Here is a 21,432-nt window from a genome sequence, read left to right on the forward strand (position 1 = left end):
TCCTTCGTTCCTGTTCCCAGGCCCTCCGGGCGCTTCCTTCGTTTCCGACTCTATCAGATCTTTCCGATCCGATTTCCTCGGTGCTTTCCGGTCCCTTTCGCTTTCGCTCCGGGCCCTTCCGGCGTTTCCGACTCTATCAGATCCTTTCGGCGTCTGATTCCCAGTCAGCGGGGTTTGTCTTCCCGGCTGTTGGGCCGTTCCGACGAGTGAGACATTAGCGGATTCCCCGGCCCCGAAGCCAATCGGGGCCTGCGTCCGAAGTTCGAACGCGGATTCCTCATTTCGCAAAAGCGCACGGAAAGCAGAACGGCGCGACGAATCGCGGCCGTCAGGCTCAGTGGTTCTTGCGGAATCGCTGTCCGGGGCCGACCGGAGTCGGTGCTCACGTCGGACAACTCGGAGAACACTACGGACCTGGCAATCCCGTGTCAACCCTGGTCCGGAGGCGTACTCTCTCCGTATGACTACGCATGCGCACACCACCCAGTGGTGGGCCGCCTGACCGGCGGCCCGTACTGACGCATGCACACGGCCGCCGACTCGGCGGCCGTTCGCGTATCCCCCTCCGGGAGCCGGGCCGTCGGGCCGGCGCAGGACGGAGAAGGAGCGGAACGCGATGACGAGGATCTTCAGCGGGGTCAAGCCGACGGGGCATCTGACGCTCGGCAACTACCTCGGGGCCGTACGGCGGTGGGTCGAGGTGGACCAGCACCAGGGCGAGGCGCTGTTCAGCGTGGTGGACCTGCACGCGCTGACCGTGGAGCACGATCCCGCGCGGGTGCGGCGGCTGAGCCGGCAGGCGGCGACGCTGCTGCTGGCCTCGGGGCTCGATCCGCAGCTCTGCACGCTGTTCGTGCAGAGCCACGTGGACGAGCACGCCCGGCTGTCGTACCTCCTGGAGTGCACGGCCACCGACGGCGAGCTGCGGCGGATGATCCAGTACAAGGAGAAGAGCGTGCAGGCCCGGGAGGCCGGGCAGGGGGTCCGGCTGTCGCTGCTCACCTATCCCGTGCTGATGGCGGCGGACATCCTGGCCTACGGAGCCGACGAGGTGCCCGTGGGTGAGGACCAGACGCAGCACGTGGAGCTGACGCGGGATCTGGCGGTGCGGTTCAACCAGCGGTACGGGCACACCTTCACCGTGCCGAGGGCGACGCGGCCGGCGGTGGCGGCGCGGGTGATGGACCTCCAGGACCCGGCCTCGAAGATGGGGAAGTCGCACGAGAACGGGACGGGGATCGTCTATCTGCTCGACGACGCGGACACCGTGCGGCGGAAGGTCATGCGGGCGGTGACCGACAGCGGGCAGGAGGTGGCCTACGACCGGGAGCTCAAGCCGGGGATCACGAACCTGCTCGATCTGATGGCGGCGGCCACGGACGGGGACCCGGAGGAGCTGGCCGGTGGGTACGCGTCGTACGGGGCGCTGAAGAAGGACACGGCGGACGCGGTCGTCGAGCTGCTGCGGCCGGTGCGGGAGCGGCATGCCGAGCTCGCGGCGGACCCCGCGTACGTGGACGGGGTGCTGCGGCGGGGGGCCGAGCGGGCGCGGGGGATGGCCCGGCCGCTGGTGGACCGGGCCTATCGGGCGATCGGGCTGCTGCCCGCCGTCTGACGGAAGGCGGCGCGGTAGTCGCGCGGGCTGGTGGCGAGGTGCGAGGCGAAATGCTGGGGGCACCTCCCATGCCGAAGGCTATGGGGGAGCATCGTGACCTCGCTGCCGAAGCCCGCGCGGCGGGCCACCTCGGGGAGGGGGTGGTCGGTGCGTTCGAGGAGTTTCCGGGCGGCGTCGACGCGCTGGGTGATGAGCCAGTGGAGCGGGGTCGTGCCCGTGGTGGCCTGGAAGTGGCGGGCGAAGGAGCGGGGGGACATGCCGGCGGGCGCCGCCAGGCTCGCGACGGTGTGCGGCCGGTCGAGGTGGGCGAGCGCGTGGGCGCGTACGGCGGCGAGGGCGTCGGCGTCGCGGTCGGTCCTGGGGGTGGGGCGCTCGATGAACTGGGCCTGGGTGCCGGTGCGGAAGGGGGCGGTGACCATCGAGCGGGCGACGGTGGCGGCGGCCTCGGCGCCGTGGGCCGTACGGACCAGGTGGAGGCAGAGGTCGATGCCGGCGGCGGTGCCGGCCGGGGTCCAGACGCCGGTGTCCTCGATGAAGAGCGCCCCGGGTTCGACGCGGACCTTCGGGTGGCGGGCGGCGAGGGTGTCGGCGAGGCGCCAGTGGGTGACCGCGCGGCGGCCGTCGAGGAGGCCGGCGCGGGCGAGGACGAAGGCGCCGGCGCAGAGGGAGGCGACGGGGACGCCGGCGGTGTGGGCGCGGCGGAGGGCGTCGAGGGCGGGGGCCGGGACGTCGGCGCCGGGGAGCGCGGGGAACGCGTTCAAGGACTTCGTCGAGGAGCGGCGGGGCCGGGGCGCCGGGCCCGAGGTGCTGGTGACGAAGACGGTGAACTCCGCCTTCTACGGGGAGCCGGATCTGGACGCGTGGCTGAGGGGGGCCGGGATCGAGCAGGTGGTGATCGTCGGGATCCAGACGAACATGTGCAACGAGACGACGGCCCGGATGGGCGGGAACCTCGGGTACGACGTGGTGTTCCCGCTGGACGCGATGCACACCTTCGACCTGGCCGGGCCGTTCGGGTGGGCGGCGACGGCGGAGGAGCCGACCCGGGCGACGGCGGTGTCGCTGCACGGTGGACGGTTCGCCCGGGTCGTGACGACGGCGGAGGTGCTGTCCGCCGCTTAGCCGTTGCCGGAGGCGAGCTCGCGGCTGCGGTCGCGGGCGGCTTCCAGGGCGGCGATGAGGGCGGCGCGGACGCCGTGGTTCTCCAGCTCGCGGATGGCGCTGATGGTGGTGCCGGCGGGGGAGGTGACGGCCTCGCGGAGCTTCACGGGGTGTTCGCCGCTGTCGCGGAGCATCACGGCGGCGCCGATGGCGGCCTGGACGATGAGGTCGTGGGCCTGGGCGCGGGGCAGGCCGAGGAGGATGCCGGCGTCGGTCATGGCCTCGACGAGGAAGTAGAAGTACGCGGGGCCGGAGCCGGAGAGGGCGGTGGCGGCGTCCTGCTGGGACTCGGGGACGCGGAGGGTCTTGCCGACGCCGCCGAAGATCTCCTCGGTGTGGGCGAGGTGGTCGGGGGTGGCGTGGCTGCCGCCGGAGATCACGGACATGCCCTCGTCGACGAGGACGGGCGTGTTGGGCATGACGCGGACGACGGGGGTGCCGGGGCTGAGCCGTTCCTCGATGAAGGAGGTGGGGATGCCGGCGGCGGCGCTGATGACGAGGCGGTCGGCGGCCACGTGGGGGCCGAGTTCGTCGAGGAGGCGGCCCATGTCCTGGGGCTTGACGGCCAGGATGAGGGTGTCGGCGCGCTTGGCGGCCTCGGCGTTGGTGACGGCCTCGACGCCGTAGCGGTCGCGGAGCTCCGCGGCGCGCTCGGCGCGGCGGGTGGTGACCAGCAGGTGGGCGGGGCGCCAGCCGGCTCGGATCATGCCGCTGAGGAGGGCTTCACCGATCTTGCCGGTGCCGAGGACTGCGACGGTCTGGGTCATGGCTCTGTTCACCTCGCCGGAGGGGGTACGTGCCGTCATCCTCGCACCGGCCGGGCGGCCGGTGCGCGGGGTGTCCGAGGGGCGGTCACGGGGTGCGGCGGCGGAGGGTGGCGGCGCCGAGGGCGAGGACGAGGACGGCGCAGCCGGCGACGACGAGCGCGTCGCGGACGAAGGCGGACGTCACGTCGGGGTGGCGGAGGACCTCGTTCATGCCGTCGACGGCGTACGACATGGGCAGGACGTTCGAGATCGCTTCGAGGGCGGGGGCCATCTTGTCGCGCGGGGTGAACAGGCCGCAGAGGAGGAGCTGGGGGAAGATCACGGCCGGCATGAACTGGACGGCCTGGAACTCGGAGGCGGCGAAGGCGGAGACGAAGAGGCCGAGGGCGGTGCCGAGGAGGGCGTCGAGGAGGGCGACCAGGAGGAGGAGCCAGGGGGAGCCGACGACGTCGAGGCCGAGGAAGCCGACGGCGAGGCCGGTGGCGAGGACGGACTGGACGACGGCGACGAGGCCGAAGGCGAGGGCGTAGCCGGCGATGAGGTCGGCCTTGCCGAGGGGCATGGCGAGGAGGCGTTCGAGGGTGCCGGAGGTGCGTTCGCGCAGGGTGGCGATGGAGGTCACCAGGAACATGGTGATGAGGGGGAAGATGCCGAGCAGCGAGGCGCCGATGTTGTCGAAGGTCTCCGGGCTGCCGTCGAAGACGTAGCGGAGCAGGAAGAGCATCAGGCAGGGGACGAGGAGCATCAGGGCGATCGAGCGCGGGTCGTGGCGGAGCTGGCGCAGGACGCGGGCCGCGGTGGCGAGGGTGCGGGCGGTGCTCATGGGCGGGGCTCCTCGTGGGCGGCCCGGGCGGCGCGGGCGACGGCGGTGTCGACCAGGTGGAGGAAGGCTTCTTCGACGGTGTCCGTGCCGCTCCGGCGGCGGAGGGCGTCGGGGCTGCCTTCGGCGAGGATCTCGCCCTCGCGCATCAGGAGGAGACGGTGGCAGCGCTCGGCCTCGTCCATGACGTGGGAGGAGACGAGGAGGGTGGTGCCCCGGTCGGCGGCGAGGCGGTGGAAGAGGTCCCACAGGTCGCGGCGGAGGACGGGGTCGAGGCCGACGGTGGGTTCGTCGAGGACGAGCAGGTCGGGGCTGCCGAGGAGGGCGACGGCGAGGGAGACGCGGCTGCGCTGGCCGCCGGAGAGGCGTCCGGCGAGGTCGTCGGCGTGGTCGGTGAGGTCGACGTCGGCGAGGGCGGCCTCGACGGCGGTGGCGCGGGCGGGGCGGTGGGCGCGGCCGGGGAGGAGGACGGCGGCGAAGTAGTCGAGGTTCTGCCGGACGGTGAGGTCGTCGTAGACGGAGGGGGCCTGGGTGACGTAGCCGATGCGGGGGCGGAGGTCCGGGTGTCCCGCGGGGCTGCCGAGGACGGTGAGGGTGCCGGTGACCTTGGCCTGGGTGCCGACGATCGTGCGCATGAGGGTGGTCTTGCCGCAGCCGGAGGGGCCGAGGAGGCCGGTGACGCGGCCGGCGGGGACGGTGAGGTCGAGGGCGCGCAGGACGGTGCGGTCGCCGCGTACGGCGGTGAGGCCGCGGGCGGTGACGGCGGGGTCCGGGTCGGGGGGTTCGGGTTCGCCGGGCGCCCCGGAGTCGTAATTCATCATGCGATGAATAGTGGGGACGGAAAAGCCCCCGCGTCAAGGATCGCGGGGGCCTGGGCCGGTGGTGGCGCGGGGAGCCCGGGGAGCGTTAGGAGCGTTTGGGCTTCTTGCGGGCGGCCGGGTTGCCGGTGCGGGCGCCGCGGCGCTTCTCGTGGCGGGCGCGGGCGGTCTCGTACTCGGCGCGGCGGAGCTTCTCGCCGGGGGCCTCCACGAGGCAGCGCAGGGCGTAGGCGAGGAGCGTGCCGATGAAGCCGATGGCCTTGAGGCTCCGGAGGGAGTCCTCGCGGGCCTGGTCGGCGGGGCGGCGGCCGAAGCCCTCCCACGTCTTGGCGAAGGCGATGGCCGAGCAGATCGCGAACATCAGGATGACGAGGGTGTTCACCAGGCCGCCCACCGCCGCGACCTGGAGTCCCTCGTAGGCGAAGCGCAGCACGAAGGCGCCCGCGACGGCCGCCGCGAGCGCGCCGGCGGCGAGGCTGGCGCGCCGCAGTCCGTAGTGGGCGCCGTGGTCGACCCAGGTGGTCCCGAAGAAACGGATCTCCTCGGGCCGGGGTCCGCTCGTGCCGGTTCCGGGGTGCTGCTTGTCCTCGCTCACGAGGTCGATTATCCCCGGTGCGGCGCTTCGGCGGCCGAGGCGAAGGTCCTCAGGCGCAGCGCGGCGCGACGTAGTCGTCGCTGCCGGTCTTCACGTACGCGTCGGAGACGTACTGCCCCGGGGCGATGCTGTCCCAGAGGCGGGTGGTGCCGTACGGCCCCGTGACCCACTCGCCGGGCTTCTGGCAGTGGATCGGGACGGTCGCGCCCTCGGAGAGCACCCGGACCACCGGGTACTGCGTGCTCGGGCCGGAGCGGACGTTGACCCGGTAGCCCGGCGCGACCGGGTAGTACTTCACCGCCATGATGTTCTCCCCCTGGTTTCACTCTGTGCGACGCGCGCAGGCTAGCAAGCCCCTCCGACATCGCGGGGACCATCGACTAGGCTCCGTCGCGTCGCGCAGGTGCGCGCGGACGGACGGGGAACCACACGGGGGTGGGAGATGCCGCCGTTGAGCAGGACCGATGCCGACCGGGACCCGGGAGGTCCCGAGTACGCCGGGGAGTACCGGCTCCAGGCGGTGCTCGGCGCGGGCGGCATGGGCGTCGTCCACCTGGCCTCCTCGCCCTCCGGGCTGCGGCTCGCCGTGAAGGTGGTGCACGCGCGCTACGCCGAGGATCCCGACTTCCGGGCCCGCTTCCGGCAGGAGGTGGCCGCCGCCCGCCGGGTCAGCGGCGCCTTCACCGCGCCCGTCGTGGACGCCGACCCGGACGCCGAGCGCCCCTGGATGGCCACCCTCTACGTCCCCGGCCCCACCCTCGCCGACCAGGTCCGCCAGCGCGGGCCCCTCTCCCCCGCCGAGCTGCGCCGGCTGACCGCCGGGCTCGCCGAGGCGCTGCGCGACATCCACCGCGCCGGGGTGGTCCACCGGGACCTCAAGCCGAGCAACGTGCTGCTCACCGACACCGGTCCCAAGGTCATCGACTTCGGGATCTCCCGGCCGGTCGACAGCGATCTGCGCACGGAGACCGGGAAGCTGATCGGCTCGCCGCCCTTCATGGCGCCCGAGCAGTTCCAGCGGCCGCGCGAGGTCGGTCCCGCCGCCGACGTCTTCGCGCTCGGCTCGGTCCTGGTGCACGCGGCGACCGGGCACGGCCCCTTCGACTCGGACAGCCCCTACATCGTGGCCTACCAGGTGGTCCACGACGAGCCGGACCTCACCGGGGTGCCCGGCGAGCTCGCGCCGCTGGTCGCGCGCTGCCTGGCGAAGGAGCCGGCCGACCGGCCCACGCCGGCCCAGATCATGGCGGCCCTGCTCCCGCCCTCGTACGAGGCCGAGGCCTTCATACCGTCCCAGCGGCGGCGGCCCGTGCTGCCCGCCGACCCGTTCGCGCCCGACGGGCCGGACGACGCCGCGGCCCGGGGCCGTACCGAGGCCTCCGGCGCGACGACGACCCGGGCCGCCGCGCCCGCCCCGCCCGCGCGGCGCCGGCGGACGCCGCTCGCCCCGCGGCTCACCGTCTCCGCCGTCGTCGTGCTCGTCCTCGCCGGCGCCGGGGTGTACGCGGCGCTGCGCCCGCCGGCCCGGCCCGCGGCCGAGGCGCCCGCCCACCCCGCCGAGGTGGCGACCGCCTTCGACGGCTGGCACACCCGGCTCCAGGAGCACGGCGGGACCGCCTCGCCGGCCTGTCTGCACGAGGCCGGCTCCCTCTACTGCGCGGCCCGGGGCGTCCCGCTCGCCCGGCTCGACCCGAGGACCGGCGAGGTGCTGTGGAAGCGGACCGGGCCGGTGGCGGCCGATCCGCCGCTCGCGCCGGTGCCGCTGGCGGGCGGGGCGGAGCCGCTGGTCGGCGTCGCGTCGGGGACCGGCCCGCTGCGCGCGCACGCCGTCGAGGACGGTGCCCCCGGCTGGACCGCGCGCGCGGACGTGCCCGAGACCTTCCGCCCGTCGGGCGGGGTGGTGGTCCTCACCGACGGCTTCGGCGCGCTGCGCGCCGTCGACGCGCGGACCGGGGCCGGGCGGTGGGCCCACCGCCTGCCCGGCTTCGACAACCCCGTGCTCGGCGCCTACGACGCCCCGACCGGGCTCCTCACCGTCTCCGAGACGGCCGGGGACGGGCGGAGCAGCCGGATCGGGGCCTTGCTCCCGGCCACCGGCGAGCTGGTGTGGACCCGGGTGGTGCCCGGGGACGCCGCCCCGGTCGGCCGCACCGGCGACGGGACGCTGGTCCTCGCCTCGCGCTACCAGGGCGGTCTGGTCGACGCGCTGGTGCTGCTCGCGCCGGGCGATCCCGACGACCCGGGGAGCGGGCCGGACGCGGGCGCGGTGCGGCGGGTCGGGATCCACGAGCGGATGCTGCTCTCCGGGATCGCCGTACGGGGCACGGTGGCGTATCTGCTCTCCCTGGACGGACGCCTGGTCGCCCTCGACACGGCGCCGGAGAAGGGCAGCCGGCGGTGGGACCTGGAGACCGGGGCCTCGAACGTCTCGGCGCCCGTCCTCGGCCCCGACGAGCGGCTCTACCTCTCCGCGGCGGACGGGCGGCTGTTCGCCGTGGACACCACGCGCGGCGCGGTCGTCGGGCAGACCCGGCCGCGTCTGGAGAACGGGCGGCTCGGGTACGCGCCGCACGTGCCGGCGCCGCTGGTCGCCGGGGAGCGGGTCTTCGGGACGGCCCCGGACGGCTCGGTGTTCGCGGTGCACGCGCGCGTGGCGGAGTCCTGGTAGCCCGCGCGCCCGCGCGCGTCAGCCGCAGTGCTCCCAGGGGCTGGTGTACGTGTACGTGCCGACCCCGGCCTCGATCATGCCGCCCCAGCTGACGCAGCGGCCGGCGGCGTAGGCGCGGACCGGGCCCGCGTAGGAGCTGTACAGGTCCTGGTCCCTGCGGGTGGTGGAGCCCTGCGGGGTGAGCCAGGCGCCGGTGGGCAGCCGGAAGCCGGCGGTGGCGTCGGTGTGCAGGGTGACGACGCAGTTGTAGCCGGTGGCGGCGTTGTAGAGCAGGTGGACGCGGGCCAGGGCGGTGGTGGAGTTCCGCAGGGTCTCGACGTCGACCTGGGTGTAGCCGGAGCCGCAGATCGAGGCCGGGGTGGCCGCGTGCGCCGGGACGGCGGCGAGTGCGGCGAAGGCCGCGGTGGCCGTCGCGAGGACGGCGGAGCGTCGGACCGTGCGGCGTACGGAGTCGCGCATGCGGATCCCCTCACTGGCAGGCGTGGACATGACACCCTGAGCGAGGCGTGAGCGTAGCGCGGGCGCGCCTGCGCGGGGAGCGGGCTTTTCGGCCCACCCCGCGCGCGTGCGACGCGAAATCCCCCCTCACGCGCGCGTGAAGGGGGATTTCGGGGAGATACGGCTCCGATGGCGGCGGGCCGGGAGGCGTTGCCGTCGGCCCGGCCTCGCGGGTCGGGTCAGCCGAGCTTCGAGACGTCGCGGACGGCGCCCTTGTCGGCGCTCGTCGCCATCGCCGCGTACGCGCGCAGGGCGGCCGAGACCTTGCGCTCGCGGTTCTTCGGGGCGTAGACGCCGCCGAGCGCCTCGCGGCGGTCGGCCAGGGTCGCGTCGTCGACGAGCAGCTCGATCGAGCGGTTCGGGATGTCGATGCGGATCCGGTCGCCGTCCTCGACCAGGGCGATGGTGCCGCCCGAGGCCGCCTCCGGGGAGGCGTGGCCGATGGAGAGGCCCGAGGTGCCGCCGGAGAAGCGGCCGTCGGTCACCAGGGCGCAGGTCTTGCCCAGGCCCCGGCCCTTGAGGAAGGAGGTCGGGTAGAGCATCTCCTGCATGCCGGGGCCGCCCTTGGGGCCCTCGTACCGGATGACGACCACGTCGCCGTCCTTGACCTGCTTGTTGAGGATCTTCTCGACGGCCTCCTCCTGCGACTCGCAGACGACGGCCGGGCCCTCGAAGGTCCAGATCGACTCGTCGACGCCGGCGGTCTTCACGACGCAGCCGTCGACGGCGAGGTTGCCGTGCAGGACGGCGAGGCCGCCGTCCTTCGAGTACGCGTGGGCGGCGTCGCGGATGCAGCCGCCGGCCGCGTCGGTGTCGAGGCTCGCCCAGCGCTCGGACTGGGAGAAGGCGGTCGCGGAGCGGACGCAGCCGGGGGCCGCGTGGAAGAGCTCGACGGCCTCCTCGGTGGCCGCGCCGCCGCGCACGTCCCAGGCGTCCAGCCACTCCTTGATGGAGCGGGAGTGGACGGAGTGGACGTCCTCGTTGAGCAGGCCCGCGCGGTACAGCTCGCCGAGGATGGCGGGGATGCCGCCGGCCCGGTGCACGTCCTCCATGTAGTACGTGCGGTCCTTGGCGACGTTCGGGGCGACCTTGGCCAGGCAGGGGACGCGGCGGGAGACCTCGTCCATGTCCGGCAGGCCGTAGTCCAGCTCGGCCTCCTGGGCGGCGGCGAGCAGGTGCAGGATCGTGTTGGTCGAGCCGCCCATGGCGATGTCGAGGGCCATGGCGTTCTCGAACGCGGCGCGGGTGGCGATCGAGCGGGGCAGGACGGAGGCGTCGTCCTCGTCGTAGTACCGACGGGTGATGTCGACGACCGTGCGGGCGGCGTTCTCGTACAGCGCCCTGCGGGCGGTGTGGGTGGCGAGGACGGAGCCGTTGCCCGGGAGGGAGAGGCCGATGGCCTCGGTCAGGCAGTTCATCGAGTTGGCGGTGAACATGCCGGAACAGGAGCCGCAGGTCGGGCAGGCGCTCTCCTCGATGCGGGCGATGTCCTCGTCCGAGATGTTCGGGTTCACCGCGTCGGAGATCGCGTCGACCAGGTCGAGCGTGCGGACCGAGCCGTCCACCAGGGTGGCGCGGCCGGACTCCATCGGACCGCCGGAGACGAAGACCGTCGGGATGTTCAGGCGCAGGGCCGCCATCAGCATGCCCGGGGTGATCTTGTCGCAGTTGGAGATGCAGATCAGGGCGTCGGCGCAGTGCGCCTCGACCATGTACTCCACGCTGTCCGCGATCAGGTCGCGGGAGGGCAGGCTGTAGAGCATGCCGCCGTGGCCCATGGCGATGCCGTCGTCGACGGCGATCGTGTTGAACTCGCGGGCGATGCCGCCGGCCGCCGTGATGGCGTCGGAGACGATCCGGCCGACCGGCTGGAGGTGGGTGTGGCCGGGGACGAACTCGGTGAAGGAGTTCGCCACCGCGATGATCGGCTTCCGGCCGATGTCCGCGCCCGGTACACCGGAGGCGCGCATAAGGGCGCGGGCGCCCGCCATGTTGCGGCCGTGGGTGACAGTGCGGGACCTCAGCTCGGGCATCGTCGCTCGCTCCTCGTGATGGATGTGCTTGATTCGAGCGTACGCCGACGCTCCAAGATCTGGACAGCCTGTCCGCCATGCGGGACGGCGTTCCAGAAGGCGGTCAGGCCTCCGTCAGGTACCGCTGGAGGGTGGGGGCGACCTCCGCCACGATCGTCTCCGGGTCCGCCGAGGCCAGCGGCTCCACCTGGAGGACGTACCGCAGGATCGCGATCCCGATCATCTGCGAGGCCGCCAGCTCGGCCCGGAACTTCGGGTCCGGTACGGCGAGACCGGAGGCGACGCGCTCCAGGAGCCGGCGCAGCACGAAGGTCCGCAGCACCTTCGCCGCCGCCTCGTGGGTCACGGCGGAGCGGATGACCGCGAGCAGCGGGGCGCGGGTCGCCGGGTTCTCCCAGACGCCGACGAAGAAGCGGGCGAGGCGCTCGCCGACCTCCTCGCGCGGGCCGTCGAGGAGGGCCGGGACGACGAGCGTCGGTTCGAAGGAGACCTCGATCGCCGCCGCGAAGACCTCGTCCTTGGTGCCGAAGTAGTGGTGCACGAGCGCCGGGTCGACCCCGGCGGCCTTGGCGATGCCGCGCACCGAGGTCTTGTCGTAGCCGCGCTCCGCGAACTGGGTCCTGGCCGCCGCCAGGATGCGCTCGCGCGCGCCGGGGGCGGTGTCGTCGGCGGCGGCGCGGGCCGGGCGGCCGCGGCGCCGGGGGGAGTCCTCGCTCACGCGCGCGTGCCCCGGGCCGCCGAGGCGAGGTGGAGCCGGGTGAAGGCGAGCGCCTCGGCGAGGTCGGCCTCCCGTTCGGCGGCGGACATCGCGCGCCGGGTGTTGACCTCGATGACGACGTGTCCGTCGAAGCCGGAGACGGCGAGCCGCTCCAGGAGCTCGGCGCACGGCTGGGTGCCCCGGCCCGGCACCAGGTGCTCGTCCTTGGCGGAGCCGCGCCCGTCGGCGAGGTGGACGTGACCGAGCCGGTCGCCCATGCGGTCGACCATCGCGAGGGTGTCGGTGCGGGCGGTCGCGGTGTGCGAGAGGTCGATCGTGAAGTGGCGGTAGTCGTCCTTGGTGACGTCCCACTCGGGGGCGTACGCGAGCATCTCGCGGTCCTTGTACCGCCACGGGTACATGTTCTCGACGGCGAAGCGGACGTCGGTCTCGTCGGCCATCCGCCAGATGCCGGTCACGAAGTCGCGGGCGTACTGGCGCTGCCAGCGGAACGGCGGATGGACGACGACGGTGGACGCGCCGAGCTTCTCGGCGGCCGCCCGGGCGCGCTGCAGCTTGACCCAGGGATCCGTCGACCAGACGCGCTGGGTGATCAGCAGACAGGGGGCGTGGACGGCGAGGACCGGCACCTGGTGGTAGTCGGAGAGCCGGCGCAGGGCCTCGATGTCCTGGCTGACCGGGTCGGTCCACACCATGACCTCGACGCCGTCGTACCCGAGGCGCGCGGCGACCTCGAAGGCCGTCGCCGTCGACTCCGGATAGACGGAGGCCGTCGACAGGGCGACCTTCGCATCCGGGACGCGCACCGCTGGTTCTGCCACGACAGACAGGGTACGGGGCGCACCTGGGCGCGGGAGGGTGGTTCCGGTCACCCTCCGCACGCCGCGGCGGCGCCCTGCGCGTACGCACGCGCGCGTGGCCCGGCCGTACGTCCCCGGGGACTCACGCGCCGGACAGGAGCTCCGGGAGGTGGTCGAGGCGGCGCAGGATCACGCCCTCGCGCAGCGCCCACGGGCAGATCTCCAGCTGCTCCACGCCGAGCAGGTCCATCGCGCCCTCGGCGACCAGGGCGCCGGCCAGGAGCTGGGCGGCGCGGCCCTCGGAGACGCCGGGCAGGGCGGCCCGCTCGCCGCCGGTCATGCCTGCGAGCCGGGGCACCCACTCCTCCAGGGAGGCGCGGGTCAGCAGCCGCTCCACGTAGAGGCCCTCGCCGGAGCCGGGGGCGCCGGCGATCCGGGCGAGCTGCTTGAAGGTCTTGGAGGTGGCGACGACGTGGTCGGGCTTCCCGAAGCGGCTGAACTCGCCGACCGTGCGGGCGATCTGGGCACGGACGTGGCGGCGCAGCGCCTTGACGTCCTCGGTGTCGGGCGGGTCGCCGGGGAGCCAGCCGGCGGTGAGGCGGCCGGCGCCGAGCGGCAGGGAGACGGCCGCGTCGGGGTCCTCGTCGATGCCGTAGGCGACCTCAAGGGAGCCGCCGCCGATGTCGAGGAGGAGGAGCTTGCCGGCGGACCAGCCGAACCAGCGGCGGGCGGCGAGGAAGGTGAGCCGGGCCTCCTCCTCGCCGGTGAGGACCTGGAGGTCGACGCCGGTCTCGTCCTTGACGCGGGCGAGGACGGCGTCGGCGTTGCCGGCCTCGCGGACGGCGGAAGTCGCGAAGGGCAGCACCTCCTCGCAGCCCTTGTCCTCGGCGGCCTGGAGCGCGTCGCGGACGGTCGCGACGAGCCGCTCGACGCCGCTGGGCGCGATGGCGCCGCGGGCGTCGAGGAGTTCGGCGAGCCGCAGCTCCGCCTTGTGGGAGTGGGCGGGCAGCGGGCGGGCGCCGGGGTGGGCGTCCACCACGAGCAGGTGCACTGTGTTCGAACCGACGTCGAGGACTCCGAGTCTCATGGCGGAAACGCTACTGCGCCCACCCGCATACGCTTGGTGTCGTGCCAAAGACGAAAAAGGCGAAGCCGGGCAAAGACAGTGCCGCCGGCGGCGAGGGTGCCGTACGCGAGGAGCTCCCGCACGACGTGCGGGACGTGAAGTACGCGCAGCACGTGGAGGGCGGGAAGCCGCCCGTCAAGGGCGTGCGGAAGCAGCGCAAGGGCGAGGAGCCGGACGAGCAGGGGCTGGACTTCCCGCGCGCGTGGGTGGAGTTCGCCGACCCGGCCGACGAGGAGCAGGTCTTCCGCTGTGACCTGACCTGGCTGACCTCGCGCTGGACCTGCGTCTTCGGCAGCGGCTGCCAGGGCATCCAGGCGGGCCGGGCGGCGGACGGCTGCTGCACGCTCGGCGCCCACTTCTCCGACGAGGACGACGAGAAGCGGGTGGCGGAGCACGTGGCGCGGCTGACGCCGGAGCTGTGGCAGTTCCACGACGTCGGCAGCGAGACGGGGTGGACGCAGGTCGACGAGGACGGCGACCGGCAGACCCGCCGCTGGCAGGGCTCGTGCATCTTCCAGAACCGGCCGGGGTTCGCGGGCGGCGCGGGCTGCTCGCTGCACATCCTGGCCCTGAAGGAGGGCCGGGAGCCGCTGGAGACCAAGCCGGACGTGTGCTGGCAGCTGCCGGTGCGCCGGACGTACGACTGGATCGACCGGCCCGACGACACGCGCGTGCTCCAGGTGTCCATCGGCGAGTACGACCGCCGGGGCTGGGGTCCGGGCGGTCACGACCTGCACTGGTGGTGCACCTCGGCGACCTCCGCGCACGGCGGCGGGGAGCCGGTCTACGTCTCGTACCGGCCCGAGCTGATCGAGATGATGGGCAAGGACGCGTACGACGTGCTGGTGGGGCTCTGCGAGGCGCGGCTCGCCTCGTCGCTGCCGATGGTGGCGCCGCACCCGGCCGACCCGAAGCGGTAGGGCCGGGGTTCAGGAGGAGGGCTGCGGGGCCGGTTCGTCCGTGGCCGGCGGGGGTGTCGGCTCCGTGGTGCCCGGGTCCGTCGTCGGGGGCGGGTCCGTGGTCGGCGGGGGTGTGGTCGGCTCGGTCGTCGGGGGCGGGGTCGTGGGCTCCGTCGTCGGCGGCGGGGTGGTGGGTTCCTCCGTCGCCGGCGGGGTCGTCGGCGGCGTCGTGGGCTCCGTCGGGCCGGTCGGCCGCGGGTCCACCGGGCCGCTCGTGGGCGGCGCGGTCGGCGGGGTCGTGGGCTCCGTCGTGACCGGCGGGGGCGGGATCACCCGGTCGTCGATCGGGGCGACGGGCCCCTGGCCGTCGATCCGCAGCACCGCGCCGGTGGGGTCGACGCCGATCCGGGCGCTCCAGGGGCCGCGCGGCTCCCGCGCCGGGTCGACGCGTACGGCGACGGTGACCGTGTCGCCCGGGGCGAGGGTGCCGGAGGCGCGGGTCACGTACAGCCAGGGCGCGTCCGTCCACAGCGACCAGTCGACCGGGGTGCCGCCCTGCCCGCTGAGCGTGATCAGGGTGACGCCGCCGACGCAGCGGGCGGTGACGCCGATCCAGCCCGGCGCCGCCTCGCCGGGGCGCGCGGGCGCGGCCGGGGCGGCGGTCCTGGCGGGGGTGACGACCTCGACGGAGACAGCGGGGGCACGGCTGCCCCTGACGTAGCCGGGGGCGGGGGTCGCGCGGGCGTTCCCGGCGTTCTCGTACGGGTCGTGGGGGCGGCCGTCGCCCGCCGCGTCCTCGCTCTCGCCGGCGCTGACCCGGGTGGCGTCCCTGCCCGCCTCCGCGCCCGCCGGGACGCCCCGGTAGGAGGTCCACAGGGCGAGCACGGGGGCGGCGACGACGGCGGCGACCACGGTGGTGGTGACCGCGCGGGCCCGCATCCGGTCGCGTCGGGCGACGACGTCCTTGGGGTCGATCGGGAAGCCGGTCGGGGCGAAGCGGGGGGCGCCGCCGCGCGCGCGGGGGACGTGCAGCATCGCCATGTACGCGGCGGCCCGGGGGGCCTCGACGAGCGCCGGGCCGTCCTGGAAGGGGCGCGGCCCGGCACCGGGCCAGGGCGCGGCGGCGCCGACCCGCTCGGCGGCGCGGCGGCAGACCGGGCAGTCGTCGACGTGCCGGACGAGTTCGGCGCGCAGGGCCGCCGAGAGGATCACCCGCCGGTCGCCGGTGAGGAGGCGGGCGACGGTGGGGCAGCTGCCGGTGGAGACGACGGCGAGCGCGGCCCGGGTCCGCTCGACCTCGCAGGCGGCGGTGGCGAGGAGCTCGCGGGCGGCCTGCGGGTCGAGGGCGAGGACGGCGGCGACCTGGCGCGGGCTCAGCCCGTGCCGGACGGCCAGTTCGAGGGCCTCGCGCTGTTCGGGGGTGGTGCCGGCGGCCTCGGGCCAGGCGAGGGTGGCGAGCTCGGCGCGGCGGCGCTCGGCGGTCTCGGCGGAGACCGGCGGCGGCCCGGGCGGGGTGACGGCGGGGCGGCCGGTGTGCGCGCCCTGCCGCCGGCGGCGCTGCTCGCCGAGGCTGCGCAGACAGGCCCAGCGCGCCAGCGCGTACAGCCAGGCGGTGCGGCCCTCCTCGTCGGAGGGGCAGCGGCCGTGGTGGCGTTCGGCGGCGGCGAGGACGTCGCCGAGGACGGCGGTGGCGGTGTCGTGGTCGCAGAGGACCGAGAGGCAGTACGTGAAGAGTCCGTCGAGGACGTCCTCGTAGCGGGCGGGGGGTCGCTGGCCGAGCGTGCGCGGTCCCTGCTGCGGGCCGCGGCGCGCCCGGTGGGCGCCCGGGGTGCGGGAGGATTCCAGCCTGCTGCTCGTCACTGGGCGACCGTAGGCGCGTCAGGGAGGACTCTTCATATCGGATCCACTCTTCTCAGCCTTACGGGTGAAGCCATCACTCGAAAGGGGACAGGAGCGGGGTGGGAAGCTGCCACGGCGACGGACCGGTGGCCGGATGACGGCGGGGTTGTCCACAGGCCGTGGATATCCGTCCACAGGCCGGAAGCGGGCGGCGGTCCGCTGTCGGTGGCGGCGGCTACGGTGTGGGGCATGGCTGCCCGTACGAAATCCGCCAAGGACCGTCCGTCGTACCGCTGCACCGAGTGCGGCTGGCAGACGGCCAAATGGCTCGGCCGCTGCCCCGAGTGCCAGGCATGGGGGACGGTCGAGGAGTACGGCGCGCCCGCCGTCAGGACCACCGCCGCCGGCCGGGTCTCCACCGCCGCGCTCCCCATCGCACAGGTCGACGGCCGGCAGGCGACCGCCCGCTCCACCGGCGTCGACGAGCTGGACCGGGTCCTCGGCGGCGGCCTGGTGCCCGGCGCGGTCGTGCTGCTCGCCGGCGAGCCCGGCGTCGGCAAGTCGACGCTGCTCCTCGACGTGGCGGCGAAGGCGGCGAGCGACGCGCACCGCACGCTGTACGTGACGGGCGAGGAGTCCGCGAGCCAGGTCCGGCTCCGCGCCGACCGGATCCACGCGCTCAGCGACCACCTGTACCTGGCGGCGGAGACGGACCTGTCGGCGGTCCTCGGCCACCTGGACGAGGTGAAGCCCTCGCTGCTCGTCCTGGACTCGGTGCAGACCGTCGCCTCGCCGGAGATCGACGGCGCACCCGGCGGCATGGCGCAGGTCCGCGAGGTCGCGGGCGCGCTGATCCGGGCCTCCAAGGAGCGCGGGATGTCCACGCTGCTCGTCGGCCACGTGACGAAGGACGGGGCGATCGCCGGCCCCCGGCTCCTGGAGCACCTGGTCGACGTCGTCCTGCACTTCGAGGGCGACCGGCACGCGCGCCTGCGGCTGGTCCGGGGCGTGAAGAACCGGTACGGGGCCACGGACGAGGTCGGCTGTTTCGAGCTGCACGACGAGGGGATCACGGGTCTCGCCGACCCGTCCGGGCTCTTCCTGACCCGCCGTGACGTGGCCGTGCCCGGCACCTGCCTCACGGTCACCCTGGAGGGCCGCCGTCCGCTGGTCGCCGAGGTGCAGGCGCTGACCGTGGACTCCCAGATCCCCTCGCCGCGCCGGACCACCTCCGGCCTGGAGACCTCCCGGGTCTCGATGATGCTGGCCGTCCTGGAGCAGCGGGGGCGGATCAGCGCGCTGGGGAAGCGGGACATCTACAGCGCCACCGTGGGCGGCGTGAGGCTCTCCGAGCCGGCCGCCGACCTGGCGATCGCGCTCGCCCTGGCCTCCGCCGCGAGCGACACCCCGCTGCCGAAGAACCTGGTCGCGATCGGCGAGGTCGGGCTCGCGGGCGAGGTGAGGCGGGTGACGGGCGTCCAGCGCCGCCTCGCCGAGGCCCACCGGCTGGGCTTCACCCACGCGCTGGTCCCCGGGGACCCGGGGAAGGTGCCGCCCGGCATGAAGGTGACGGAAGTGGCCGACATGGGCGACGCCCTGCGGGTCCTGCCGCAGAGCCGCCGCGCGGCGAGGAAGACGGAGGAGACGGCGGGCTGACCGCCGGAAGGAGGGCCGGTCGTCCGGGGCCGTGGCGGGGACGCGGTCTTCCGGGGCGGTGGCGCGGGCGCGGTCTTCCGGCCGGTGGCGGGGACGTGGCCTTCCGGGGCGGTGGCGGGGACACGCCTTCCGGCCGGTGGCGGGGAGGGGGCCTTCCGCACCGTGGCGCGGACACGCCTTCCGGACCGTGGCGGGGAGGGGGCCTTCCGCACCGTGGCGCGGACGCGCCTTCCGGGCCCTGCCGGAGACCGTCGCGCGTACTCCGGTCGGGGTGTGGAGGGGTAGGCGGGGGGTCGAGCGGGTAGGGCGGATCGCGACCGGGGCGCACCGGCGGGGCCCGTCCGGAGCACCCCGGACCGGCGTGCGGCCCAGGGCCGCGGGGTGGTGTCGCTAGACTTTGCCCTGGTCTCGCCCATCCGTACGAGCCGGAGGAGTGCAGTGGCAGCCAAGGACGGGGCAGCAGCTCCCGGGAAGTCCGGCGCGGGCTCCGGCAACGAAGCACTGATGCGCGCGGCGCTGAGCGCGGTCGCGCCCGGCACCGCCCTGCGCGACGGCCTGGAGCGGATCCTCCGCGGGAACACCGGTGGTCTGATCGTCCTCGGCATGGACAAGACCGTCGACTCGATGTGCACCGGCGGTTTCGTGATCGACGTCGAGTTCGCCGCGACGCGCCTGCGCGAGCTGTGCAAGCTCGACGGCGCGCTCGTCCTGGACAAGGACATCACCAAGATCCACCGGGCCGGTGTGCAGCTGGTCCCGGACGCCTCCATCCCCACCGAGGAGACCGGCACCCGCCACCGCACCGCGGACCGGGTCTCCAAGCAGTGCAACTTCCCGGTCGTCTCCGTCTCCCAGTCGATGCGCCTGATCGCGCTCTACGTGAACGGCGAGCGTCGGGTCCTGGAGGAGTCGGCCGCCATCCTGTCCCGGGCCAACCAGGCGCTCGCGACCCTGGAGCGGTACAAGCTCCGCCTCGACGAGGTGGCCGGCACGCTCTCCGCCCTGGAGATCGAGGACCTGGTGACCGTCCGGGACGTCACCGCCGTCGCCCAGCGCCTGGAGATGGTCCGCCGGATCGCCACCGAGATCGCGGAGTACGTGGTCGAGCTCGGCACCGACGGCCGGCTGCTCTCGCTCCAGCTCGACGAGCTGATCGCGGGCGTGGAGCCGGAGCGCGAGCTGGTCATCCGCGACTACGTGCCGGAGCCGACGGCGAAGCGTTCCCGCACGGTCGCGGAGGCGCTGACCGAGCTGGACGCGCTCTCCCACACCGAGCTTCTCGAACTGCCCGTCGTCGCACGGGCCCTGGGCTACAGCGGCTCCCCCGAGACGCTCGACTCGGCGGTCTCGCCGCGCGGCTACCGGCTCCTGGCCAAGGTGCCGCGCCTGCCCGGCGCGATCATCGAGCGGCTTGTGGAGCACTTCGGCGGGCTGCAGAAGCTGCTCGCGGCGAGCGTGGACGACCTCCAGACCGTGGACGGCGTCGGCGAGGCCCGCGCCCGCAGCGTCCGCGAGGGCCTGTCGCGGCTCGCGGAGTCGTCGATCCTGGAGCGGTACGTCTGACGGCGGGGCGCCCGCCCGGCGCCCCGCCCGGTCCTCGGCCGCCCGGTCCTCGGCCGGTCAGCCCTCGACCGGCCGGTCCTCGGCCGGTCAGTCCTTCGCGAGACTGAACGGCGTCGCGACCGTCCGGCCGCCCGCCACGGTCGCCTCGGCCAGGTAGTTGCCCGGGCCGGCCGAGCCCGCGGGGGCGGTGGCGCACTGCGGGGCGCTGCGCCGGAGGTCCCACTCCACGGTGTGGGTGATCGTGGCGCGCGCGGGGAGCCTCAGCAGCACCGGGTCGGCGGGGCGCGGGCAGTCGTCGGAGGACCAGAGGCGGTCGCTCTGCGGGTTGCTGATCTTCAGCACGGCCGCACGGGGGCCGACGTCGGCCTTGCAGTCGGCGTCCGAGGTGTTCTTGAGGACCAGGTGGAAGCGGGGCTTCTCGCCGGGCTCGTACGTGAGCTTGACGCTGCGCAGCGTCAACTCCAGGGATCCGGCAGGGCAGTTCGGGAGCGGGGAGTCGGCCGGGAGGCGCTGTCCCGCGCCCGTCCCGGCTCCGCCGTCGCCGCCCGCGCCGTCGGTGTCGCCGTTCTTGCCCGCCGTACCGGAACCGGTCTCGCCGCCACCGGAACCCGAGCCCGAGCCCGTGTCCGTACCGGAACCGGCGTCCGTACCGGAACCGGCGTCCGCACCTTCGCCGCCGCCGGAACCCGCGCCGTCGCCCGTACCGGACTCGCCCGACTCGTCGCGCCCGCCCGGCTGTTGACTGATGGCGGGGCCGGTGCCGCCCGGCCCCGGGGTGATGGAGGGCGCGGGGGCCGCGCCGTTGGCGGCGTCGTTCGTCTTCTTCCCGTCGCCGTCACCGGAGGTGACGGCCCACAGGGTCAGCAGGGCGAGGAGCGCGATCAGGCACAGCGCGACCGCCCTCCGTCGCCAGTAGATGGTGGAGGGAAGCGGCCCGACCGGATTGCGCAAAGATCCCACGCCCCGAACCTTACGAGAGATCCCGCCCAACTCCCGCCCCACCCGCCGCCCGAGAGCCCAAGTTTTGCCGATGATCACATCCTCCGGGAACGGGAACTTTCCACGCGGCGGCCGGAAATCACCGCTCTCGTCGCCCATCCCCCACTTTCGTCAGGGGTCGGTCCGTCCCTTGGCCCGGGGCGTGGCGGTCCGGATTCCGGTTAGCGTCATGTCCCATGGAAACCCTCCTCGACCTCTCCGACCGTCTCTACCTCGACGTCCTCGACTTCGCGCACTCCACACCGCACTGGTTCCAGTGGCTCGCCGAAGTGTGGACGGAGCTCGGACTGCTGCTCTTCGGCGCGCTGTTCCTGGCCGGCTGGTGGCGCTCGCGGACCGGGGCGAGCGGGGCGATGGCGGTCGCCTTCCTCGCCCCGCTCGCCACCGCCTTCGGATACGTGGTGAGCGAGGCGCTGAAGTCGCTGATCGACGAGGAACGCCCGTGCCGGGCCGTCGCCGGGGCACCCGCCGCGCTCATCGACTGCCCGGCGTACGGCGACTGGTCCTTCCCCAGCAACCACTCCGCGATCGCCGGAGCCGCCGCGGTCGCGCTCGCCCTCTCCTGGCGCGGGATCGTCTGGCTGACCGTGCCGATGGCCATCCTCATGGCCTTCTCCCGCGTCTTCGTCGGCGTCCACTACCCGCACGACGTGACCGCGGGCCTGCTCCTCGGCGGCCTGGTCGCCTTCCTCTTCATGCGGGCCGCGCGCCGGCCGATGACGGCGCTGGTGGAGACGGCCCGGTCCAGCCGGAGCGCGGCGGTCGTGTGGTGCGCGGGGCGGGGGCCCGCGACCCCTGCGCACGCCTCCGCGCGCCCCGAGCGCCGCTCTCGCGCGCGTCACGGCGCGTACTGATCG

19 protein-coding genes and 1 pseudogene are annotated in these 21,432 nt (G+C 74.4%); 7 read left to right on the plus strand and 13 right to left on the minus strand.

Features of this window, described 5'->3' with window-relative positions; translation table 11 throughout:
• Window positions 1-616 precede the first annotated feature (616 nt).
• Window positions 617-1,615, plus strand: a complete 999-nt coding sequence (trpS, locus tag ABZ621_RS09185) for a tryptophan--tRNA ligase (protein WP_360602294.1) — start codon at window positions 617-619, stop codon at window positions 1,613-1,615.
• Here the strand turns inward: trpS and ABZ621_RS09190 are convergent.
• The gene (locus ABZ621_RS09190; RefSeq protein ID WP_360602296.1) at window positions 1,582-2,376 is read right to left on the minus strand and encodes a helix-turn-helix domain-containing protein; all 795 of its coding nucleotides are present in this window, start codon (window positions 2,374-2,376) and stop codon (window positions 1,582-1,584) included. The genes trpS and ABZ621_RS09190 overlap by 34 nt on opposite strands.
• Between ABZ621_RS09190 and ABZ621_RS09195 the strand changes: the two are divergent.
• Window positions 2,285-2,737, plus strand: a pseudogene (locus tag ABZ621_RS09195) (isochorismatase family protein); the annotation flags it as partial. The gene ABZ621_RS09190 and the pseudogene ABZ621_RS09195 sit on opposite strands and share 92 nt — an antisense overlap.
• On the opposite strand, the gene proC reads toward ABZ621_RS09195, so the two are convergent.
• The 5 genes from proC to ABZ621_RS09220 form a co-directional block, all read right to left on the minus strand.
• A complete protein-coding gene (gene proC, locus ABZ621_RS09200) occupies window positions 2,734-3,543 on the minus strand; it encodes a pyrroline-5-carboxylate reductase (protein WP_360602298.1) in 810 nt (269 codons plus the stop codon). The pseudogene ABZ621_RS09195 and the gene proC sit on opposite strands and share 4 nt — an antisense overlap.
• Before the next feature lie 85 nt (window positions 3,544-3,628).
• The gene (locus ABZ621_RS09205; RefSeq protein WP_360602300.1) at window positions 3,629-4,366 is read right to left on the minus strand and encodes an ABC transporter permease; all 738 of its coding nucleotides are present in this window, start codon (window positions 4,364-4,366) and stop codon (window positions 3,629-3,631) included.
• The gene (locus ABZ621_RS09210) at window positions 4,363-5,184 is read right to left on the minus strand and encodes an ABC transporter ATP-binding protein (RefSeq protein WP_360602302.1); all 822 of its coding nucleotides are present in this window, start codon (window positions 5,182-5,184) and stop codon (window positions 4,363-4,365) included. Before ABZ621_RS09210 ends, ABZ621_RS09205 begins: the two co-directional genes overlap by 4 nt.
• Before the next feature lie 85 nt (window positions 5,185-5,269).
• Window positions 5,270-5,776, minus strand: coding sequence for a hypothetical protein (locus ABZ621_RS09215; protein ID WP_360602304.1), 507 nt, complete (start codon window positions 5,774-5,776; stop codon window positions 5,270-5,272).
• Between the two features lie 49 nt (window positions 5,777-5,825).
• The gene (locus ABZ621_RS09220; RefSeq protein ID WP_360602306.1) at window positions 5,826-6,080 is read right to left on the minus strand and encodes an SH3 domain-containing protein; all 255 of its coding nucleotides are present in this window, start codon (window positions 6,078-6,080) and stop codon (window positions 5,826-5,828) included.
• Between the two features lie 138 nt (window positions 6,081-6,218).
• Between ABZ621_RS09220 and ABZ621_RS09225 the strand changes: the two genes are divergently transcribed.
• Window positions 6,219-8,444, plus strand: a complete 2,226-nt coding sequence (locus ABZ621_RS09225; RefSeq protein ID WP_360602308.1) for a serine/threonine-protein kinase — start codon at window positions 6,219-6,221, stop codon at window positions 8,442-8,444.
• Between the two features lie 18 nt (window positions 8,445-8,462).
• On the opposite strand, the gene ABZ621_RS09230 is transcribed toward ABZ621_RS09225, so the two are convergent.
• The 5 genes from ABZ621_RS09230 to ABZ621_RS09250 form a co-directional block, all read right to left on the minus strand.
• Complete coding sequence (locus tag ABZ621_RS09230) at window positions 8,463-8,903, minus strand: acetyltransferase (RefSeq protein WP_360602310.1); 441 nt, start codon at window positions 8,901-8,903, stop codon at window positions 8,463-8,465.
• A 218-nt stretch (window positions 8,904-9,121) separates the two neighbouring features.
• Entirely contained in the window at window positions 9,122-10,975 is a 1,854-nt protein-coding gene (gene ilvD / locus ABZ621_RS09235; RefSeq protein ID WP_360602312.1) for a dihydroxy-acid dehydratase, read from the minus strand.
• Between the two features lie 103 nt (window positions 10,976-11,078).
• Window positions 11,079-11,693: a TetR family transcriptional regulator gene (locus ABZ621_RS09240; RefSeq protein ID WP_360602314.1), complete on the minus strand. Its 615-nt coding sequence runs from the start codon at window positions 11,691-11,693 to the stop codon at window positions 11,079-11,081.
• Window positions 11,690-12,514 (minus strand): sugar phosphate isomerase/epimerase, encoded by an 825-nt coding sequence (locus ABZ621_RS09245; protein ID WP_360602316.1) that lies wholly within the window; start codon window positions 12,512-12,514, stop codon window positions 11,690-11,692. The genes ABZ621_RS09240 and ABZ621_RS09245 overlap by 4 nt, the downstream gene beginning before the upstream one ends.
• 121 nt (window positions 12,515-12,635) lie before the next feature.
• The gene (locus ABZ621_RS09250) at window positions 12,636-13,580 is read right to left on the minus strand and encodes a Ppx/GppA phosphatase family protein (protein WP_360602318.1); all 945 of its coding nucleotides are present in this window, start codon (window positions 13,578-13,580) and stop codon (window positions 12,636-12,638) included.
• Window positions 13,581-13,732: 152 nt separating this feature from the next.
• Here ABZ621_RS09250 and ABZ621_RS09255 point away from each other — a divergent pair, with 152 nt between their 5' ends.
• A complete protein-coding gene (locus tag ABZ621_RS09255; protein WP_360602990.1) occupies window positions 13,733-14,539 on the plus strand; it encodes a hypothetical protein in 807 nt (268 codons plus the stop codon).
• A 9-nt stretch (window positions 14,540-14,548) separates the two neighbouring features.
• On the opposite strand, the gene ABZ621_RS09260 is transcribed toward ABZ621_RS09255, so the two are convergent.
• Complete coding sequence (locus tag ABZ621_RS09260; protein WP_360602320.1) at window positions 14,549-16,378, minus strand: hypothetical protein; 1,830 nt, start codon at window positions 16,376-16,378, stop codon at window positions 14,549-14,551.
• 228 nt (window positions 16,379-16,606) lie between these two features.
• Here ABZ621_RS09260 and radA point away from each other — a divergent pair, with 228 nt between their 5' ends.
• Together radA and disA are read left to right on the plus strand one after the other, a co-directional pair.
• Window positions 16,607-18,013, plus strand: coding sequence for a DNA repair protein RadA (gene radA / locus ABZ621_RS09265; protein WP_360602322.1), 1,407 nt, complete (start codon window positions 16,607-16,609; stop codon window positions 18,011-18,013).
• Between the two features lie 438 nt (window positions 18,014-18,451).
• Entirely contained in the window at window positions 18,452-19,576 is a 1,125-nt protein-coding gene (gene disA, locus ABZ621_RS09270) for a DNA integrity scanning diadenylate cyclase DisA (protein WP_030497825.1), read from the plus strand.
• 87 nt (window positions 19,577-19,663) lie between these two features.
• On the opposite strand, the gene ABZ621_RS09275 is transcribed toward disA, so the two are convergent.
• Window positions 19,664-20,536 carry a hypothetical protein gene (locus ABZ621_RS09275; RefSeq protein WP_360602325.1) on the minus strand — a complete coding sequence of 291 codons (873 nt, stop codon included), beginning with the start codon at window positions 20,534-20,536 and terminating at the stop codon, window positions 19,664-19,666.
• Between the two features lie 215 nt (window positions 20,537-20,751).
• Between ABZ621_RS09275 and ABZ621_RS09280 the strand changes: the two genes are divergently transcribed.
• Window positions 20,752-21,429, plus strand: coding sequence for a phosphatase PAP2 family protein (locus tag ABZ621_RS09280; protein ID WP_360602327.1), 678 nt, complete (start codon window positions 20,752-20,754; stop codon window positions 21,427-21,429).
• Window positions 21,430-21,432: the final 3 nt, after the last annotated feature.

Source organism: Streptomyces sp. NPDC007863 (assembly GCF_040633895.1).
Taxonomy (GTDB): domain Bacteria; phylum Actinomycetota; class Actinomycetes; order Streptomycetales; family Streptomycetaceae; genus Streptomyces.

Excerpts from the sequence above, each read along its gene's own strand:
- trpS (WP_360602294.1), top strand. The coding sequence starts at position 617 with ATGACGAGGATCTTCAGCGGGGTCAAGCCGACGGGGCATCTGACGCTC.
- proC (WP_360602298.1), bottom strand. The coding sequence starts at position 3,543 with ATGACCCAGACCGTCGCAGTCCTCGGCACCGGCAAGATCGGTGAAGCC.
- ABZ621_RS09205 (WP_360602300.1), bottom strand. The coding sequence starts at position 4,366 with ATGAGCACCGCCCGCACCCTCGCCACCGCGGCCCGCGTCCTGCGCCAG.
- ABZ621_RS09210 (WP_360602302.1), bottom strand. The coding sequence starts at position 5,184 with ATGATGAATTACGACTCCGGGGCGCCCGGCGAACCCGAACCCCCCGAC.
- ABZ621_RS09220 (WP_360602306.1), bottom strand. The coding sequence starts at position 6,080 with ATGGCGGTGAAGTACTACCCGGTCGCGCCGGGCTACCGGGTCAACGTC.
- ABZ621_RS09225 (WP_360602308.1), top strand. The coding sequence starts at position 6,219 with ATGCCGCCGTTGAGCAGGACCGATGCCGACCGGGACCCGGGAGGTCCC.
- ABZ621_RS09230 (WP_360602310.1), bottom strand. The coding sequence starts at position 8,903 with ATGCGCGACTCCGTACGCCGCACGGTCCGACGCTCCGCCGTCCTCGCG.
- ilvD (WP_360602312.1), bottom strand. The coding sequence starts at position 10,975 with ATGCCCGAGCTGAGGTCCCGCACTGTCACCCACGGCCGCAACATGGCG.
- ABZ621_RS09250 (WP_360602318.1), bottom strand. The coding sequence starts at position 13,580 with ATGAGACTCGGAGTCCTCGACGTCGGTTCGAACACAGTGCACCTGCTC.
- radA (WP_360602322.1), top strand. The coding sequence starts at position 16,607 with ATGGCTGCCCGTACGAAATCCGCCAAGGACCGTCCGTCGTACCGCTGC.
- ABZ621_RS09280 (WP_360602327.1), top strand. The coding sequence starts at position 20,752 with ATGGAAACCCTCCTCGACCTCTCCGACCGTCTCTACCTCGACGTCCTC.